Below are 17,564 nucleotides of genomic sequence, written 5' to 3' on the forward strand. Positions count from 1 at the left end.
GAAATGGCAAATGCGCTCGTCAAAGCTAATCGCAAGTGGACCCCGAAAACCGCTTGATCAACACGGATACTTCCGTCCGTAGTCGGCGCGATGGCCGCCACATCATGCCAGGTCCAAGAGCGGTTCCCGTGTGCCCATCTGAGAGGGAAGTGTCCTGAACTTTGTGTATCCGGCCCGGCCCATGCGATTTCAGATACTCAAGCGTCGAAGCGCTTGCTGAACATCATGGCGAACTGGTTGCGGGCTGCAAACCATTCCCGGACATTGCGGCCGTCGTTCTCGAAGGTGCGGATGGCCGGGCAGATCGGCCTTGTCGCGGCCTCGTGGGTCGGGACGGACCCGCGCGTCTTGATCGATTTCCGGAATGAGGCGGATCGGAAAACCGTCCGGGGGACTGTTCTCCCGACGAATGCGGTTCAGGCTCTCGATCGCATCCGTGGTGTAGATGGTCCTGCGGATCGCCGGATCGAATCCGAGGACCGGGATCACCTCCTGCCAGGTCCGGCGCCAGGCCGCGTCGCCCGCCCGAGTGATGCTTCCCGCGACATCGCGCTCACCGGATTGGTGACGGGTCGGGGTCGACCCGGTCCAAGGACCAAGCTCCTTCGACGATCGAAACCGTTTCGGATCGTCGATGGCCGAGCGCACGGTCAGGGCAATCACTGCGCCGACGCCGGGCATGGTCATCATCCTTCTGCACATCCTATCTTCCTTCGCCAGCCCTCTCGGTCGCTTCTCCAGCTGCGCGAGTTCTCTGCGCAATTCGCCGCGAGCCCTCAGCATGGGCTCGACGGCGGCCTCGAGCATCGCGTTGCCTGCCACCAACTCGTTAACACGGGCTGTAAAGCCCCCCTTGGCAACCTTGCCCATCTTCAGCCCGACGTTGCGCGAAATTCCCCGGATTGAGAGCTCGATGTCGATCGCAGCCTTCTGTGTGGTCGAGCGGGCTGTCAGCACCGCACGCATCTCCCGGGCCGAAACGGATTTGCACTGCTCCCTTCCGCGGCTCGGCGGTCAGTCTTTATCGGCATGGCTTTCAAGGCCCCTTTCACCTGCCGCGTTTCCATCACGACAACTTCGAATCCCGCATCCGTGAGGCGCATGTGAAGCCATTGGGACAGGGGGCCAGCCTCCAGGCCGACAAGAGCAGCCGAGCCGGCAAGCTCGGGCAAGAAGGCGATCACCGCCTCTGGTTCGCTATCGACTTTCAATTCCTTCAGGATCTTGCCGTGTTCGTCGAGAACACAGGCCGCGGTGGTTGCCAGCGAAACGTCGAGGCCGGCAAACAGATCCCTGTCGTTGTCCTTTCTTCTGATCAGGGAATTGAGGCACGCCTCACGGCACGGCCTCTTCGACACGGTATGCGTGCCAAAGCCCTGTTCTTGAACCGTTTGTCGGCGGTCACATCGGTTCCGAACCAGTCGGGCGGGGTAAAGGCGCTTGCGGCATCGAGCGTGGAGAACTCCACCTCGACCAGCATCAGCGGGGCGAGTGCGCCGCGGAAGATATCCAGCTCGAAAATCAGCCCGTCGGGCAAGGCGCTGGTGTAGCGGGTCTTCTCGATCCGGCTGCCGGCCGTGGCCGGCCAGAGTGTCTCGAACTGCTCTGCCGTGATCGCGGTCTCGTGCTCGGCGCGCTGCACCGTGCCGCCGGATTTCACGGTCAGGAAATACCCGCGCCCCTTCTGGCGCAGGCGCACCTCGATGCTGTCATCGGGGCCGGTGACATAGCCTTGCCGGACCGTCTCGGACGTCACCCCGTCCAGCGCCGGGCATGTGGCGACAAGGAATTTCCGCTCGATCTCGGTCGCGTCGCTCATTTGCCGATCCTGTCCATCACCTCGTCATGCAGCGCCTGATAGGACTGCGCGGCGGCGCTTTTCGGGGCGGTTGCCATCACCGGGGCGCGGTGAACCCCCATGCGCTCGATTTCCGAGGCGAAGGCGATCTGCGTCTTCATCAGCCGCTTCTTGTGGGACCGTTTCATCGTGTCGATGGTCTTGCCATGCAACGACTTCACCCCCTGCACCATGGAAAAGAACCCGTGCAGCTTCTTCAGTGGCAGGTCATGGGCGCGGAAGAAGTCCTCCAGTTGCTCGAAGGTGCGTTGCGAGAGGGTGGAGGGGATCACCGGCACGACGATCCCGTCGGCCGAGCGAAAGACGTTCTCGGACAGGGTCGAGATGTTCGGCGGACAATCCAGCAACACCACATCGTAGTCGCCCTTCACCCCTTTCAGCGCCTTTTTGAGCCGGGACCGGCTGTTGCGCATCCGGGCAAGGAAAATGTCGAAATCCCGAAATGTCAGGTTGGCGGGCAGGATGTCGAGATTGTCGAAATCGCTGCCCCTGATGGCCTTTGTGAATCTCTCCACATCCTTGAAGAATTTCGCCTCTGTCAGCTTCCTCGACGGTTTCACGCGGAAGTAGAAGCTCGACGCGCCTTGCGGGTCCAGATCGCAGAGCAGCGTGCGCTTGCCCGAGGCCGCCAGCGCATAGGCGAGGTTGACCGCCGTGGCCGTCTTGCCGACGCCGCCCTTGTTCGAATAGCAGGCTATGATCTTCATGGTCACTCCTTGCCCTTGTGAAAGAGGTCGCGGAAGGTTTTCTGGGTCGCGGCGCTGTTGAAGCGGGCGAAGCTGTCGACGACCTTGCCGCGTTCCTCCAGCTGGCGCTGGTGCAAGACGGCGATCAACGCGCCGACGCTCTGCGCGAGTTCGAGGTTTCCGGCGTGGTCGCCTTGATCCAGCCGGGACAGAAGCGCGTGCAGGCTTTCCTGTTGCACCGAGTAATCGTTGAAGAGCCCGAGATTGTCCTGCAGGGCCTTGAGCGGTTTGAGCAGGCTCTTGAAGGCGGATTTCGGGAAGACGGGAGCGAAGAATTCCATCAGGTAGCGCAGCTTCTTGCAGTGGATGCGCAGCTGATGAACCTCTTCATCGGGCGTATCGGCGTCGATCCCGGCGGCGATCCTGCAGATCTTGCGATAGCGTTTCCAGATCAGCTTGCAGGCGAAGTCATGGGCCGGCAGATCGGCATTGGGTCCGCGCTGGAGTTTCCTGCGGCTGTCGAACAGCTTGGCGAGCGCGTCGACTTCCCTCTCATAGGCCTTGCTGCGCAGGTGGCGCGACAGGGCCTCGTGCGTGTCCTGCCGTTGCTCGGCGAACATGGCGAACATCCGGTCGAGCCCGCGATGCAGGCTGTGGGGCAGAAGGTCGTAGAACTCACCGCGGTCCAGCAGGTAGACGTCGAGGTCGCGCAACTGGCCCGTGGGGGCCATCAGGGCCGAGAACCGGGCCTTGAGGTCCTGTGTCTGGTCCTCGGGATAGACGCCCTTGAACAGGCTCAGGACCGACCGGATCTTGCGCAGGGCGATGCGGTAGTCGTGCAGGAACTCGGTGTCGATATCGTCGATGATGCCCGCCTCGTTCCGGCGCGCCACGGGCAGGTAGGCCGCGATGATGTCGCTTGCAGCATCATAGGCCGCCTCGTTGCGGCCGACATCGATATCGGGCTTTGCGACATAGGGGGCAACGGCGGGAAAGAGCCGCGCGTAGAGATCGTCCCGGCCGAGCGGCACGCCCGCGCAGTCAGCCACGCGGTCGGCCAGTCTCGACAGCGCCTTGTCATAGCCGCGCAACCCCTGCAACGCGGCCACCGCAACGCCGGCCGCGCCATCCGTGGAGAGCAGGCGCAGACTGGCGCGGGCCTGCGTCTTTTCCTCGTCATCGACCAGCGCAAGCTCTGACAGGCGCAGGTGGCCGGTACCGATCACCATCAGGCTGCGCAGGGCCGGCAGGTTGGACAGGGCGTGTTTGACCGGACCGTCGGCCATGTCGGCGACGAACGTCAAACGTCGCTCGGCCGGTTGTGACAGGATGGCGCCGTCGGCCTCCCACAGTTCCAGCCGGTCGTCGATCGCGATCAGCACGCGGCGCTCCTTGCGCAGGGCCTGGTCGAACGTGTCGTAGAGGGTGAATATGGCGGTGTCCTCCGCCTGCGTCAGGACGGGTGCCAGCTTGCCCACCGGGCTGGCCGACAGATCATCGACGGCCTTGAGGGGCAGCAGGAAACACGCATCGTCGTATCGGGTCATTCGGCTACTTTCCGGTTGGGTAGAGATAGTCCTCGACGAGGGTCTCGAGGATCTTCTGCACGCTTGTCTCGTCTTCGATCGCGCGAAGTTTGAGCGCCTTCAGGGTCTTGCTGTCCAGTCGAAGTGATGTGCTTTTCTTCTTGTCTTCAGGGAGTTTATCCGCGTTTTTCCTGGATTTGGGCATACATGGCCTCATGACGTGATGACGTCACTATTTTCATGGCAGGGCCATGGCTTCAACCGGAAATCCCGCAATCCCGCAGGACAGACGATCGGCATGCGGCTTTCTTTAGCCTGCCTTGACGATCTCAGAGGTGCAAATCAGGGATCCGCGGTCCCAGAGCCGCGAGTTGTCATTCGGTCCCTGCGAGGGTGCCAATGGACTGCTGCCTGTACGTCGCCGAAACCGAGACCGCCGATACGGACCGGCCGCGTCCCGTCAGGCCCAATGAAGCGACAGCCGACACCTTGCAAGCGGCCAGATTCCACGGTGCGCCGTAAGACGCAATCCTGAAAATGGGTCGAGCGGTGCCGCAGGTCGCGGTGATCGGCGTTACCGTCCCGTGAATGCTGCGATGATCCGGGCGAGGTCCGGGTGGGCCACCCGTGCGGAGGCCTCCTTGGAGGAGACCCATTTGCGCTTGCGATGGCTTTCGTCCCACTCTTTGCCGGACAGGATCTTGGTCACGCTCATCGGATAAACCGTGACCGCGCAGGTCGCCCCCCATTTGGCGTGATCGTAGCGACCGATACAGGCCTCCCGTATCCGGCCGATGACCCCGGCTTCTTCCAAAGCCTCCTTGGCGGCGGACTCCTGCGGGGTGAGACCGGGTTCGCAGATGCCCTTGGGGATCCCCCATGTCCGCCCGCTGCTGGACGTGACCATCAGGACCTCGACCGCGCCCTTGTGGTGGCGATAGGGCAGCGCAGCGGATTGGGTGTAGTAGTAGGCCGGTCGCGGACGTCGCTCGGACCCGCCGGGGCCGGGATAGGGAAAGCCATCGGGCAGATCATCCGCGGCAACCATCCGCTGCAACCGCCCCGTACCCGCCTGCAGCGCGCCTTCCCTCAGGCGCAGTTGGGCCAGCATGCCCGGGCGTAACGGCGGCGCGTCGGGCGCAAAATGGCGCAGCAGGTCGGTCAGCGTGTCGGTGTGACCTGAACAAAGCACTCTGGGTCCGGCCCGCTCGGAGAGGGCCGATATGTGATCGACCACCGGCGCACGATGGAGCCTGGCGTCGGTTACGATATCCCGGGCGGTGCCGCCCCCGGCCTTCAGGGCTTTCTCGGCGCTGACACGCGCGCAGTCGGCGGGTGAAGCAAGGGTGATATCCGGTTCGAGCCCGTTCACCTGAAGCCACGAGCCAAGCTTTTGCGCCTGTCGCTTGGATCGGGACTTGAGACCGCGTTCCAGATCGCCTGCGTCCTTGTCGGCTTTCGTGTCGCCGTGGCAGAGCAATAGAAGCTCTTGAACGAACATGGTCATTCCTCCCGCAGCAAGGGTGACCATCATGTCATCGACAGCAGGGCATCACAAACCCTTTCGGGATCGTAGCGCAGCGGATCGTCCGCCTTGCGCAGCGGCAATGGTACCAGCGGCAGGCCGAAACGGGTCTTGAGCCGGACAGCATCCTGCGTGTCGAACACGTCGCTGTCGCACAGGACCGCCGTCACCAGGTCCTCGACCGGGCAGTCCGCGCCCGCATCGACCCGCAATGCGCCGATGAGCGCGGCCACCTGATCGGTCAGGGTCATGCCATGGCATTCCGGATCGGCCCCGAGGCTGGGGAGGTAGAGTTTCGGCACCTTGCGGCGGGCAACGGAGCGGCCGACATGTTGCGGCAACAGATTGGCGATCACGCTCGTGAACAGGCTGCCCGGCGGATAGCAGATCAGGTCTGCCTGCCCGATCAGCTTGCGATTGCGCTTGGGCAAGGGCACGTCCTCGCCCGACAGGCGCACGCCCCGGTCGAGAAGATGGACGTCGCGGATCGCCGACGCGATCGGCGACACGTCCTTGCCGGTCAGCAGGCGCTGTGTCGGGATCGCGGTGCCATCCTGCAGCACCGCCCCGATATCGAGGTTGCGATCCACGATCGCCCGCACCGTCCCCTGAACCGCCACCATCTTGGACATCAGGAACAGGACCGGCTCCAGCGCGCGGTCATTGGCGAGATAGCCGCCTGCAAGGATCAGGTTGCCGACGCTGGCCCCGGCAAGGTCGAAATCCGCCGGCCGATTGGCCGCAAAGACCTTGAGCTGCGACAGGATCAGGCTGCGCATCGGTTGCGAGATGGCCTTCATCAGCCGGTGGCGCCCGTCCATGAGGGTCGCGAACTCCGCGGCGAGGTCCGCCGGAGATGCCGCCTTGGCGAAGCGGTAGGAAAAGAGCCGGAAGATATCGGGCTGGCCCAGAACCGACTCGTCCGCCAGCGCCATGAGCCGGCTGCGCAGGTCGCCCACCGCGGGCATCCCGAACGCGGCGCGCAGCACTTGCGAACTGCCGCCGCTGTCAAAGGGCGTGATCAGGTGGATCGAGTTGTGAGTGTAGAGTTTCAGCACCCGCGCAATCTCGTTCAGGGCGCTGCCGCCCGAGAAAAACAGCAGGCGCGGCCCGAGATTGGGCAGGCTGCGCGCCCGCGCGATGCGCAATGTATCGGGAAATTCCACGTTGCGGGTCATCTGAAGGTCTGACACTCTGCGTCTCTCCTGAACATCCCGCACCGATACGAAACTGTCTGGAAACTGCTTTACCACCCATGGATACGACATCGAATGGCTTTCTTGCGGAAATCCGTCCCTGTGCGCGGGCGGTGATCCTGCGGAAGCGGGAGGTATTGGTGCAGGTGAAATCGAAACCGGGACGCGGCGAGTACCTGTCATTGCCGGGTGGCAAGCAGGATACGGGCGAGACCCTGACCGAATGCGTGATCCGCGAATGCGCCGAAGAGATCGGCGCGACGGTGGTCGTGGACCGCCTGCTCCATGTCGCCGAAACCTTTCGGGACAAGCCCGACGGGACGCGGCATCAACTGGACGTGCTCTTCGCCTGCCACGTACCCGACAGCTACGTGCCGCAACTCGGACCCCATCCCGACCCGTCGCAGATCGCCACCGCCTGGGTGCCGCTGGACGAGGCCTTGCCCCGGCTGTCGCCCGCCTTCGGTCCGGGCCTCGCGAAGGTGGACGGGCCGGTCTATCTGGGGCTCTGCGATGGCTAAACTGCCGCGCGGCGTTGGCGAGAACCTGCATTTCCTCTGTGCCGAACTGGACGGGCAATTGTCCAACCTCGAAGCCTATTTCGAGGCACCCGACACGATCACCGCGCAAAAGGTGATCCAGCGGGCCGGCTATTCCTACAACCTCTGGTCACGAGTGCAGAGCGCGGCCCAGCGCGGGCTGTCCTCGCGAAAACCCACTCGCGAGACGCAAGTGCAGTTGCATAACGCGGCCCTGGTGGCGCGCAATCTCGACCTGATCGCCCGGATGGCGCGGCGCAGCCTCGAGCATGCCGAAGAGGTGGATCGCAAACCCCTGCTGCGGCCCGAGGCCTACCCCAAGGTCATCAGGCGCGTGCGCAAGCGGATCAAGACGATCCTGCCCGCGATGGAGGCCCGCGACAACGACATGGCGGTCAAGATCGGGCACACCAAGGCGGATCTTGATACGCTTTATGACCGGCTGTTTCGGGCCTGCACCCATGACATGCGCGGATCCAAGCACACCGAGGACCTGGCCAATTCCCTGCTCGCGGCCAACGAGATCCACCGCATCGGGGATGCGCTTCAAGCCATCAGCGAGGCGATCCTGTCGGCCAGCATCGGCCAGTCGGTTCACTTCGATCGCTATTTCTCGTTGCGCAACGTGCTGGCAACCGCCGACCCCGGCGATCTGGAACTGAAACCCCTCGCCGAGACACGCTCGGGCAGCACGATCTCGGGCCTGCGCAGCAAGGACGGGCCCGGTGACGGGTTCGATGCGGTCTTCAAGGATGGCGAGGCCGGAAAGGTGCGCGAGGAACGGGCGGGGGTGAAACGCTGGGACTCGGTCTATCCCGGCCTTGCGCCCCGGATCCTGTCCTATCAGAAGAAAGGCGACTCGGCCGCGCTGTTGATCGAGTACCTGCATGGCCAGACCTTCGAGCAGGTCTTGCTGGGCGAAAGCGACGCCATGCTTGCGCAGGCCGAGACGGCGCTGGCCAAGACCCTGCGGAATGTCTGGAAACGCACCCGGACGGAGGAGCCCGCCGACATGGCCTCGATGAAGCAGCTCTTGACGCGGTTGCCGGATGTCTGCCGCGTGCATCCGGAATTCGACATCGCCCCCGCCAGTATCGGCCGGTTGCAGCTGGACAGTTTCGAGGCGCTGGTGCATCGCGCCGCGGCGCGCGAAAGAACCCTGATCGCGCCCTTCTCGGTGCATATCCACGGGGACTTCAATCTCGACAACGTGATCTTCGATGCTGGCGAGGGGAAGATCCACTTCATCGACCTGCACCGTTCGCGCTTCATGGATTACGTGCAGGACGTGTCGGTCTTCATGGTCTCGACCTACCGGCTGCAGGTGCATGACGCGGATACGCGGCGGCGCGTGGTGCAGGTTGCCTCGGACGTCCATGCCATCGCCGCGAAATTCGCCCGCGCGCAGAAGGACAAGAGTTTCGAATACCGCCTGGCGCTCGGGCTCGCGCGCAGCTTTGCCAGCTCGACCCGTTTCGTCTTCGACAAATCGCATGCCCGGCGCATGATGGTGCGTGCCCGCTTCCTGCTGGAGGCCGCCCTCGCCTGTCCGCCGGGCAAGGAAAACCGGCTGAAACTGCCGATCAGGGAGCTGTTCCGTGACTGAACTGAAAATCGGCGTGATCGGCATCCCGGGGAAATGGTCCACCGAGGCGCTGGCCGACGCGGTCGAGGCGCGCACCGGCTTTCGCCGGGTGATCGACATGGGGGCCGTGGCGCTCGATCTCGGCACCGGCGAACTGATGCATGCGGGCGAGGACCTCGGCAACTACGACGCGCTCATCATCAAGAAGATCAGCGAGGCCTACAGCCCCCATGTGCTCGACCGGCTGGAACTGCTGCGGGTGGCCGAAGCGCGCGGCGTGCGGGTGTTCTCGCGCCCCGAGGCGATCCTGCGGCTCATCGACCGGCTGGCCTGCACCGTGTCGCTCCGGCTTGCGGATATCCCGATGCCGCGCACCCTTGTGACCGAAGATCCGGCCCAGGCAGAAGCGGCGGTCGCGGCCTATGGCAGCGCCGTGTTCAAACCGCTCTATTCCACCAAGGCGCGCGGCATGTGCGTGATCGACACGGGCCCCGAGGCCGCGGCGCAGATCGCAGAATTCGCCGCTGACAATCCGGTCATGTACATTCAGAAAAAGCGCGACCTCTCGGGGCAGGATCTGGGCATGGTGTTTCTGAACGGCGGCTACCTGTGCACCTATGCGCGCGTTTCGGCGTCGGGTACGTGGAACACGACCATTCATGGCGGCGGCAAATACGCTGCCTACGAGCCGGATGCCGATCTGATCGAGTTGGCGCGTCGGGCGCAGGCGCCCTTTGGCCTGACATTCACCACCGTCGACGTGGCCCTGACCGCGGACGGCCCGATCGTCTTCGAGGTGTCGGCCTTCGGCGGATATCGCGGGGTCAAAGAGGGCTGCGGGCTGGACGCGGCGGCAATCGTGACCGACCATGTGATCGCAGAGGTCACGCCATGACCCCGAGGACCGTTGCCGATGTTCTGGCGCGTCTTGACCGCTCTGGGCTGACCACCGTCGCGCCCTTGCGGCTGTCGGTCGGCCCGGTCCGGCTGCGCCTGCGCTGCGCGGGCGCGCTGCGCGCGGACCTGGCCGCCTATTTCGCCGATGTGCTGGCAGAGGATGGGTCGGACGCCATCGAGATCGACATTCTGGAGGGCCAGACGCTCGACCCGGCGCCAGACTGGATGGACTGGGCGCGCGAGCCCGGCAAGACCGGGCGCAAGGACGCCATACATGACCTGACCGACGGGCGGCTGGTCTTCAAATGGCGCACCGGCGTCACCTTCCTGCAATCCCCTGCGGCTCTGGTGGCCTTCGGTCCCGTCGGAAGCCATGCCAATCAGGTGATCAACTTCATCAATACTCAGGTGCTGAACGCCTGCCTGCGGGAAGGCTGGCAGATCTGCCACGCGGCGGCGGTGACCAACGGCGCACGCAGCCTTGCGATCGCCGGCCTGTCGGGCGGGGGGAAATCAACCTCGGCTCTGCGGATGATGGACCTGCCCGACATGGCCTTCGTGACCAACGACCGGCTGATGGTGCACGGTGGATCGCCGGTGCCGACGGCCCTTGGCATCCCCAAGCACCCCCGGATCAACCCCGGTACCATCCTTCACAACCCGCGCCTGCACCCGGTTCTGACACCCGCCCGGCTGGCCGAGCTGGCCGCCATGCCATCCGAAGACCTTTGGCATCTGGAAGAGAAGCATGACCTGATCGTGCCCGAGATCTACGGGCCTGGGCGGTTGCGATTATCTGCCCCGCTGACCGATTTCTGGGTTCTGAACTGGCACCGGGACACGGCTCTGCCAACGTCCGTTACTGATGTGGCCCTGTCGGATCGCCCCGATCTGCTGGGCGCGATCATGAAAGGCGCGGGGCCGTTCTACGCCGATGCCTCCGGCCGGTTCCAGACGGACCGAACGCCCCTCGACCCCGCGGCGTATCTGGCGGCGCTGCGCAATGTACGGATGTGCGAAGTGACCGGGCGGGTCGATTTCGATGCCCTCTTCGACCACGGCCGCCGCCTGTTGGAGGCCCGCGCGTGACGCCGCGCTATATCGCCCTCATCCGCCACGGGGACTATCACCAGCGCCCCGACACGCCGAGCGCGCTGCAACCCTTCCCGCTGACCGGCAAGGGCCATGCACAGGCCCGGGCCTGTGGCGAAGAGATCGCGCAGCTTCTGGCAGAGGCCGGCTGGCGGCTCGATCCCGTGGTACATTCCTCGCTGCAGTTGCGCGCATGGCAAACGGCGCGGGAGGCGGTCGAGGTGCTGTCGTCCAAGGGGCATGTCACACGGATCGAGCAGACCCCGGACCTGTCGGAGCGCGCCCTGGGCAGCGCCGCCAACCTGACCCTGCACGAGATCGAGGTGGCGCTGCGCGACGATCCCCGTTTCGACGCGCCGCCCCCCGGCTGGAAGTCCGACAGGGAGTACCAGTTGCCGTTGCAAGGGGCCGAGTCGCTGCGCATGGCCGGGGCGCGGGTGGCGGGGTGGCTGCGCCGGGCGGTGGCGCAGGACACTGCGGCCGAGACGCCGGCGCTGACCCTTGTCTTCGGCCATGGCGCGGCCTTCCGCCATGCGGCGCACGAGCTTGGCGTCCTCGGCCTCGACGAAATCTCGAAGGTGAGCATGTATCACGCGCGACCGTTACTTTTGTGTTACAAAGGCGGTGATAGATGGGCGCAATTCGGCGGCGCGTGGAAGCCGCGCGCCCGCCGGGAAACCGCGCTGGACTGAGGATCACCCGCATTGTCTTACCAAGACGCACTTTGGCAGGGTCCTGCCGGGTTGCTGCCGCCCGTTTTCGATGCCTTTTGCGATTTCGAAGGGCTGCCACGGGAATGCACCGCATGGCCCTTGTCAGAGCCGCATTCGGGGAGCGGAACGCAGGCCTGCCTGCGCGACGTCCAGCACAGCCTCAGGACCGCCGCCGCGCATGGCCACTGGCACTGGCCAGAGCGGCCCGTTGTCTTCGTGTCCGACCCCCATGCTGATGCCGAGGGCTTCCTGCGGTCTTTGGTGGCTGCGGGTACGATCCGGCGCAGCGGCCCCGGCCCGCGCGACTTCGCCCTGACGGCCTTTGGCCAGCATGCGCGCATCGTGGTGGGAGGCGATTGCCTCGACAAGGGGCCCAGCAATCTCGACATGCTCGACGCGCTGGCCGCGCTGTTTTCCAGCGGCGCGGATGTGCATCTGCTGGCAGGCAATCACGATCTGCGCTTCATGCTGGCGGTGCAGGCCCTGACCGGGCCTCGCTGTCCGCTGACGGAACATCTCTTCGTGCGGATGGGGCGCAAGATCGTGCCCCTGTTGCGGGAGGTCTGGGACAGGTTCCCGGCGATCGATTTGATGGCGGACCTGCCCGACGAGACCGGCTGCCGGGCCCGCATCTTCCCCGGTCCGGAATGGGAGGCGCAGTTTCCGGCCCGCGCCGGCGCACACCTGTCGCCCAGGGCCATCGACAAGGAATTGACCCGCCTGCAGAAAAAACAGGCGCAGTTCGACAACGAAGTCGCCAAGGCCGGTATGACCATGCGCATGGTTCTTGCAGCAGCCCTGACGTGCCGGTCGGTGTTCCTCGCCCCTGACGGTCCTTTCGCCTGGTTCTACGCGCGCATGGACGTGATCCAGCAATACGGATCGCTTCTCTTCGTGCATGCCGGGCTCGACGATGCGATGTGTGCGCTCGTGGCAGAGGGCGGCACGGGCGCCGTCAATGCCCGTTTCCGTGCCGAGGCGCGACAAGATCCGTTTGCCTTCTACTTCGGCCCGGTGGCCAATCTGGTCCGCACCAAGTATCGTGACACCGACAAGCACCTGTCCCGGACCGGGGTGCAGAGGCTTCACGCGAAGGGGATCAAGATGGTCGTGCAAGGACATGTGAACAATCATCGGGGGCAGCGGCTGCTGACCAAGCACGGGCTTCTGCATCTGGAGGGTGACGTGACCCTCGACCGCGCCTCGCGCCTGCTGGAAGGGTTGCCGGGGATCGGCGCCGGGGCCACGCTGATCCACCCCTCGGGCGATATCATCGGCCTGAGCGCCGACTACCCCACCGCCAAGCATTTCCACCCCGAGCGCCCGTCCTGGGACGAAGCTGCGGCATGAGCCATTCCGACGGCAAGTTCCGCCACGAATCCCTGCAGGACCGCAAGACGATCAAGGCGCTGCTCACCGCGCTGACAAAGGGGATCGGAGCGGGCGAAATCACGCTCAGCGATGGCGACAAGGAACTGGTGCTGCCGATCGAGGGATTGATGACCCTGCGCATCAAGGCCGACCGCTCGGAAGGTGCCTGCCGGATCGATCTGCGGATTTCGTGGACCGAAGACAGCGACACTGAAAGCACGCGCGCGCCGCAGATCAGGTAAGCCGGAACCCACCTCGTCCATTCGCTCTGCTTCTGCCATCCGCTCATCAATAAATGCTGCAAGATGCACGAAATGCCGAAAAGCGTACGCTGCGCTGCGGCGCGGTGCGAACCGGTGAATGTCTTGTGGGCCGTCCGAGGCACGCTGAGCATGCTCTGACCGTGACTGCTCTTCACCGTGCCGGAAGGTGGCGACGGGCCGGAATGGACGGTGCCCATACCGGCTGTCGTCATTCCCGCAAGGGCGCCTGATCCCCTGCCGAATACGGATGGGAACACATGAGCGCGGACACGGATCTTCGCGACAACCTGGGGATCGAGATACCTATCCTCTCCGCGCCTCTTGGCGGGGCCAGCGGCCCCGATCTCGTAGGTGCGGTCCCCAACGCCGGAGGCTACGCTATCATTCCGCTATGGGGTGATCCGGTCGATGCTGTGCGCGATGGTATTCGTCGCACCGGCTCGCTGACCGACCGCAATTTCGCGGTCAACCTGAACATGTCGCTGGATTATCGCGACGCCTTGCGCACCTGTATCGAGGAAGGTGCACGGAGTTTCCTTTTTCCGGGGACATGACGCGTCAGCCATTGAAACCGCCAAAGCAAGCGATCTGGTGGTCCTGTGCAGCGTCGGAAGCGCGGCAGAGGCGCGCATAGCCAGGAGGCCGGTGCCGATATCATCGTGGCGCAGGGCTTTGAGGCCGGAGGTCACGTCTGGGGCCGCGTTTCGACCTTGGCGCTTGTTCCCGCCGTATCGGATGCGGTAGAAATTCCAGTTATAACCGCCGGTGGCATTGCCGACGGCAAAGGGATGGCGGCGGCTCTGATGCTCGGGGCGGCGGGGACATGGGTTGGAACGCGTTTTCCGGCCAGCCCGAAGGCCAAAATCCACGAAACCTACAGGGCACGCGTGATCGCAGCCGCCGAGACGGACACGGAGAGGCATGCCGAGCTTTACGATGGTCATTGCCCCATCCCCCGCACCGAACATCGAGGAACCCGACCTCGGAGACTTGGCACAATGCGGGGCGCCACCATCCGTCAGCTGGCCGAAGGAAGGCGAAGTCATCGGAACAAGGCCGGACGGCATCGACATCCTGCGATACGATAGCTACACGCCTCGGCCCGAAACAATCGGCCGCGTCGACGACATGTCACTGTGGTTTGGTCAGGGCGTCGGCCCGGTGCGACGTATCATGCCCGCAGCGGAGATTGTCGCCGAAATTTGGGATGACGCTCGGCGGTGCATTTCCGCCCGGAGTTCAGCGTTCGAATGACGCGGGAGAAACAGGTATGGGCGGGGCCTGCACGTGTCGGCAAGGCCAATCTCGGCGTGGCGCCAGACGTGGCGTATTGCCCGGTTCGTGCGGGCATCTCGGATCTCTCTGCGGACGTGCCAGCCATCGCTCACATGCAGCGAAGCTCCGAAATATCCCTCACTACGGTCTTCCACCTTCCAAAAAATGCTGCGAGATGCACGGACGGCCGCAAAGCGAAGGCGTCGGCGCAGCATTGGAGCGACCGACGCGTGGCGGCTCTGGGCCGAGGCTGTCTCGATGGGCGACCAAGGTTCGCAACTTTGCAACCTGCCCTCCCTGCGCATCGCCGCCGCTCATGCGGTTGATGGGCCTCGCCGTTCCGAGGAAAATTGTCCGGTAGCGACTGTCAGCCGTTGGATGGTTTTGTCAACGCCGAGGTGAATCGTGGTGGTCACGAAGGGCCGCCTCGGGGCTGATCTGAAACAGCAGTCTCTCCATCAGCGCGAGGCCTACCGTGCAACCGGAAAGTGCCGACCGTTATTGGAAAGCGAAAAGCTTGACGAGCGATAGGCACAGTTTCTCACGGGAGTATGTCAGGTCCGAAAGAAGTTTACGTCGCCAGCCCCCACTTTTCAGCAGGGAGCCGATCCGAGGCATCAATCAGTGATCCGCGTTCGCCTCTTCTGAAGCGGTTACCGCAAACGGCCCACAACGCAGCGCTGCCAACAGGCGGCTTAGTCTCGCATTGCCGCCACTCTCAGATCTTTTGGGCAAGAATGGGCGCATCGGACCCGGAAGCTTTCGTGTAGTGGCGAATACCGGACGGCTGCATTAGCCCGGCATGCCGCTCCCGTCCCAGAAGGCCGATGCACCGGGGTGAAGCGGGATGGAAACGAGAGCCGGCCTATGGCCAAGTTGGGCGTGATCCAACGCGCGCGTCACCAGCCATGCGTGGTCCTCGGGAAGATCGGGAGTTGCAAAGACGTGATAGTTACCGTCCAGCGTCGCCAGGATACGAAGCGGCGTTGGCGTGTAGTTCTCGAACGGCGGCAGAGCATCCACCATCGTCTCGGCTTCTCCGGCCGACAGGACACTGACGAACAGTTGACCGGTGCCCATGAGCGAGGCGATGCGCTGCGGCCGCGGCCCGCGTGCGATCCTCGCGCGGGCCTCAGGGAGTTCGGTCTCGAGCGCGGCAACCACCGCTTGGGCCAACTCATATGTCCGGCCATCGCCGCGATGGGCGCCGATCAACAGGTGTTTCTGCCGGTAGGCGACCCATTGTCCGTAGGGCGTGTGAGCACGCGCCGCGGCGCAGGACGCCGCGGAGAGCGCAAGGCCCATCAAGACGTCCCGCCTATTCGGAGCCGTTGGCATCCGTGTCCTCCACGAAGACGTCCTCGTTCAGCACGGCGGTGATGACATAGTTCGGCACGTCGACCACCTGTCCCACGCGCAGGTCCACCGCCACGCTGGCCAGGATATAGGCCTGCTCACGCGTCAGGCCGCGTTCACGCACGAGATGGTCGATCATCTGGCTCAGCGCGTTCCGGGCCGCCAGCGTCAGGTCCTCGGAGAGGTTCGACAGGCCCTCGATCGGATCGCTGTCGAGGTAGGTGTGATAGACCGGGACCTCACCCTCGGACTTCAGTGGATATCCGATGGTCTGATGGAAGCTCGAGGGCTCGATATCCTTGATCTGACTGCCACCCTCGACCTGGGGGCTCGTGATGTACGCGCCCGCACCTTTGCGGATCTCGGTGGTGACCGTCACGACCCCTCCGGTTTCGATGGCCGTGCCCGAGACCTCGCCGTCGCCCTGGGCATAGTGGATGTCACCGATGAACAGGTTGCACCCGTCAACGAAGCAGGGAATGAGGATCGTCGTCCCGACCTGCATTTGCTGAACGTCCATGTTGCCACCGTTCTCGCGCGGGGGAACGGTGCGCAGGCAGTCGCTCGCGTGGCTGCCATCCGGGCCGCAGATTTCGGTCGGGTGTGCCCCGTTCGGCTCGGGTGGCAGTGCGATTCCGCCGACAGCGGCAAGCTCGCTTTCGCGTTCGAGCCAGGCCGCGACTTCCTCCTCGCCCGGCATGGTCCCGATCGAGCCGGTGAAGGCTTCGTAGGGAACGGCGATCCCGGGCATCTGGTCGGAGACTGCGTGCGTCCGCGTCTGCCGCCAGCCGACGAAATACGGTTCCGTGAACTCGTCGCGCAGAAATCCGAAGCCCGGCACGATCACGGTGTAGCCGAATTCGTCGGGCGCGATGTCGACGACGGTCACGGCCAGAACGTCGCCGCGCTCCGCGCCCTCGATGCTGACCGGCCCGGTCATGGGATGCACGCCCGAGAGATCGAGCGCGCCTACGTCGTCAGCGTTGGATTCGAGTGTCAGATCGCTGTCCAGCGCGTCACGCGTCTCGAAGACGATGAAATCTCCGGGCGCGGCCGTGGCGACGGACTCTACCTCCGGGTGATACCGGTTGAAGCAATTGGGGTCGTCCGAGCAGAACTCCCCCTGTTTTTCAATCACCACCCGGTTCTGCCACGTGACATCGGTGGTATCGGCAGATGCCGCGCCGGCCGCGGATAAAAGGGCTGCAACGCTTACAATGGATCGATATCTCGCCATGTCTGTCTTCCCGTCATGTTCATGGTGTTCGTTGAAGCGGTATTCGTGAGCGTCGGGGCTTCTCGGCCTCTTGGCAAGAAAAACCGCAGAAGGTCGCGCAAATGATGGACAAAGATCACGTGCAAGGTCGTTGCTTGTGCAACGATCGAGCGGATTGCCCGCCTCGCAGGGAAAAGTCGTGTCGCGAAGTTGGTAGATGGTGATCCACCGGTTCCGGGTGCCTCTGCTCTGGACAGTGATCGAGAGCCGCGGTTGCTCCGACACGGCCATGCGCATTACCCTGTTCAAGCGCTATCTTGCGAATTTCCCTGCCAGGACCATCAGTATGCTGCTGGCCGACCGGGAATGCGTTGAGTATCCGTCATGCGCAAGGGGTTTTATCGACCCCGATGCGGTCAGCTTTGACCAGCGCGTTGGCGGTCTCCAAGAGCTTGCGCATTATGGC

17 protein-coding genes and 3 pseudogenes are annotated in these 17,564 nt (G+C 64.2%); 11 read left to right on the forward strand and 9 right to left on the reverse strand.

What is annotated here, in order from left to right; genetic code table 11:
- Positions 1–197 precede the first annotated feature (197 nt).
- From V8324_RS18405 to V8324_RS18435, 7 genes and pseudogenes are all read right to left on the reverse strand, one after another.
- Positions 198–1,289, reverse strand: a pseudogene (locus tag V8324_RS18405) (transposase).
- 26 nt (positions 1,290–1,315) lie between these two features.
- On the reverse strand, positions 1,316–1,819 hold the full coding sequence (locus tag V8324_RS18410; RefSeq protein ID WP_336421374.1) for a CYTH domain-containing protein: 504 nt from the start codon (positions 1,817–1,819) through the stop codon (positions 1,316–1,318).
- Positions 1,816–2,565: a ParA family protein gene (locus V8324_RS18415; RefSeq protein ID WP_336421375.1), complete on the reverse strand. Its 750-nt coding sequence runs from the start codon at positions 2,563–2,565 to the stop codon at positions 1,816–1,818. The genes V8324_RS18410 and V8324_RS18415 overlap by 4 nt, the downstream gene beginning before the upstream one ends.
- A gap of 2 nt (positions 2,566–2,567) precedes the next feature.
- Positions 2,568–4,091 carry a CHAD domain-containing protein gene (locus V8324_RS18420; RefSeq protein ID WP_336421376.1) on the reverse strand — a complete coding sequence of 508 codons (1,524 nt, stop codon included), beginning with the start codon at positions 4,089–4,091 and terminating at the stop codon, positions 2,568–2,570.
- Between the two features lie 4 nt (positions 4,092–4,095).
- On the reverse strand, positions 4,096–4,275 hold the full coding sequence (locus V8324_RS18425) for a hypothetical protein (protein ID WP_336421377.1): 180 nt from the start codon (positions 4,273–4,275) through the stop codon (positions 4,096–4,098).
- Between the two features lie 369 nt (positions 4,276–4,644).
- The gene (locus V8324_RS18430; RefSeq protein WP_336421378.1) at positions 4,645–5,577 is read right to left on the reverse strand and encodes an NUDIX domain-containing protein; all 933 of its coding nucleotides are present in this window, start codon (positions 5,575–5,577) and stop codon (positions 4,645–4,647) included.
- 23 nt (positions 5,578–5,600) lie between these two features.
- Complete coding sequence (locus V8324_RS18435; protein ID WP_336421379.1) at positions 5,601–6,788, reverse strand: GAK system CofD-like protein; 1,188 nt, start codon at positions 6,786–6,788, stop codon at positions 5,601–5,603.
- A 62-nt stretch (positions 6,789–6,850) separates the two neighbouring features.
- On the opposite strand from V8324_RS18435, the gene V8324_RS18440 reads away from it, so the two are divergent.
- The 10 genes and pseudogenes from V8324_RS18440 (at position 6,851) to V8324_RS18480 (ending at position 14,505) form a co-directional block, all read left to right on the forward strand.
- Positions 6,851–7,312 (forward strand): NUDIX domain-containing protein, encoded by a 462-nt coding sequence (locus V8324_RS18440; RefSeq protein ID WP_336421380.1) that lies wholly within the window; start codon positions 6,851–6,853, stop codon positions 7,310–7,312.
- Entirely contained in the window at positions 7,305–8,936 is a 1,632-nt protein-coding gene (locus V8324_RS18445; RefSeq protein WP_336421381.1) for a phosphotransferase, read from the forward strand. The genes V8324_RS18440 and V8324_RS18445 overlap by 8 nt, the downstream gene beginning before the upstream one ends.
- Positions 8,929–9,810, forward strand: a complete 882-nt coding sequence (locus V8324_RS18450; RefSeq protein WP_336421382.1) for a GAK system ATP-grasp enzyme — start codon at positions 8,929–8,931, stop codon at positions 9,808–9,810. The genes V8324_RS18445 and V8324_RS18450 overlap by 8 nt, the downstream gene beginning before the upstream one ends.
- Positions 9,807–10,901: an HprK-related kinase B gene (locus tag V8324_RS18455; RefSeq protein ID WP_336421383.1), complete on the forward strand. Its 1,095-nt coding sequence runs from the start codon at positions 9,807–9,809 to the stop codon at positions 10,899–10,901. The genes V8324_RS18450 and V8324_RS18455 overlap by 4 nt, the downstream gene beginning before the upstream one ends.
- On the forward strand, positions 10,898–11,596 hold the full coding sequence (locus tag V8324_RS18460) for a histidine phosphatase family protein (RefSeq protein WP_336421384.1): 699 nt from the start codon (positions 10,898–10,900) through the stop codon (positions 11,594–11,596). Before V8324_RS18455 ends, V8324_RS18460 begins: the two co-directional genes overlap by 4 nt.
- Positions 11,597–11,608: 12 nt before the next feature.
- Entirely contained in the window at positions 11,609–12,967 is a 1,359-nt protein-coding gene (locus V8324_RS18465) for a metallophosphoesterase family protein (protein ID WP_336421385.1), read from the forward strand.
- A complete protein-coding gene (locus V8324_RS18470; RefSeq protein ID WP_336421386.1) occupies positions 12,964–13,230 on the forward strand; it encodes an amphi-Trp domain-containing protein in 267 nt (88 codons plus the stop codon). Before V8324_RS18465 ends, V8324_RS18470 begins: the two co-directional genes overlap by 4 nt.
- Before the next feature lie 278 nt (positions 13,231–13,508).
- Complete coding sequence (locus V8324_RS18475) at positions 13,509–13,805, forward strand: nitronate monooxygenase (protein WP_336421387.1); 297 nt, start codon at positions 13,509–13,511, stop codon at positions 13,803–13,805.
- A 45-nt stretch (positions 13,806–13,850) separates the two neighbouring features.
- Positions 13,851–14,156: pseudogene (locus V8324_RS22490) on the forward strand (nitronate monooxygenase); the annotation flags it as partial.
- Between the two features lie 16 nt (positions 14,157–14,172).
- Positions 14,173–14,505: a hypothetical protein gene (locus V8324_RS18480; RefSeq protein ID WP_336421388.1), complete on the forward strand. Its 333-nt coding sequence runs from the start codon at positions 14,173–14,175 to the stop codon at positions 14,503–14,505.
- 813 nt (positions 14,506–15,318) lie between these two features.
- On the opposite strand, the gene V8324_RS18485 is transcribed toward V8324_RS18480, so the two are convergent.
- Positions 15,319–15,831: a hypothetical protein gene (locus V8324_RS18485; RefSeq protein WP_336421389.1), complete on the reverse strand. Its 513-nt coding sequence runs from the start codon at positions 15,829–15,831 to the stop codon at positions 15,319–15,321.
- Positions 15,832–15,844: 13 nt separating this feature from the next.
- Positions 15,845–17,119, reverse strand: coding sequence for an acetamidase/formamidase family protein (locus tag V8324_RS18490; RefSeq protein WP_336421390.1), 1,275 nt, complete (start codon positions 17,117–17,119; stop codon positions 15,845–15,847).
- A gap of 196 nt (positions 17,120–17,315) precedes the next feature.
- On the opposite strand from V8324_RS18490, the pseudogene V8324_RS18495 reads away from it, so the two are divergent.
- A pseudogene (locus tag V8324_RS18495) lies at positions 17,316–17,564 on the forward strand (hypothetical protein); the annotation flags it as partial.

Source organism: Roseovarius sp. D22-M7, assembly GCF_037083785.1.
GTDB lineage: Bacteria > Pseudomonadota > Alphaproteobacteria > Rhodobacterales > Rhodobacteraceae > Roseovarius.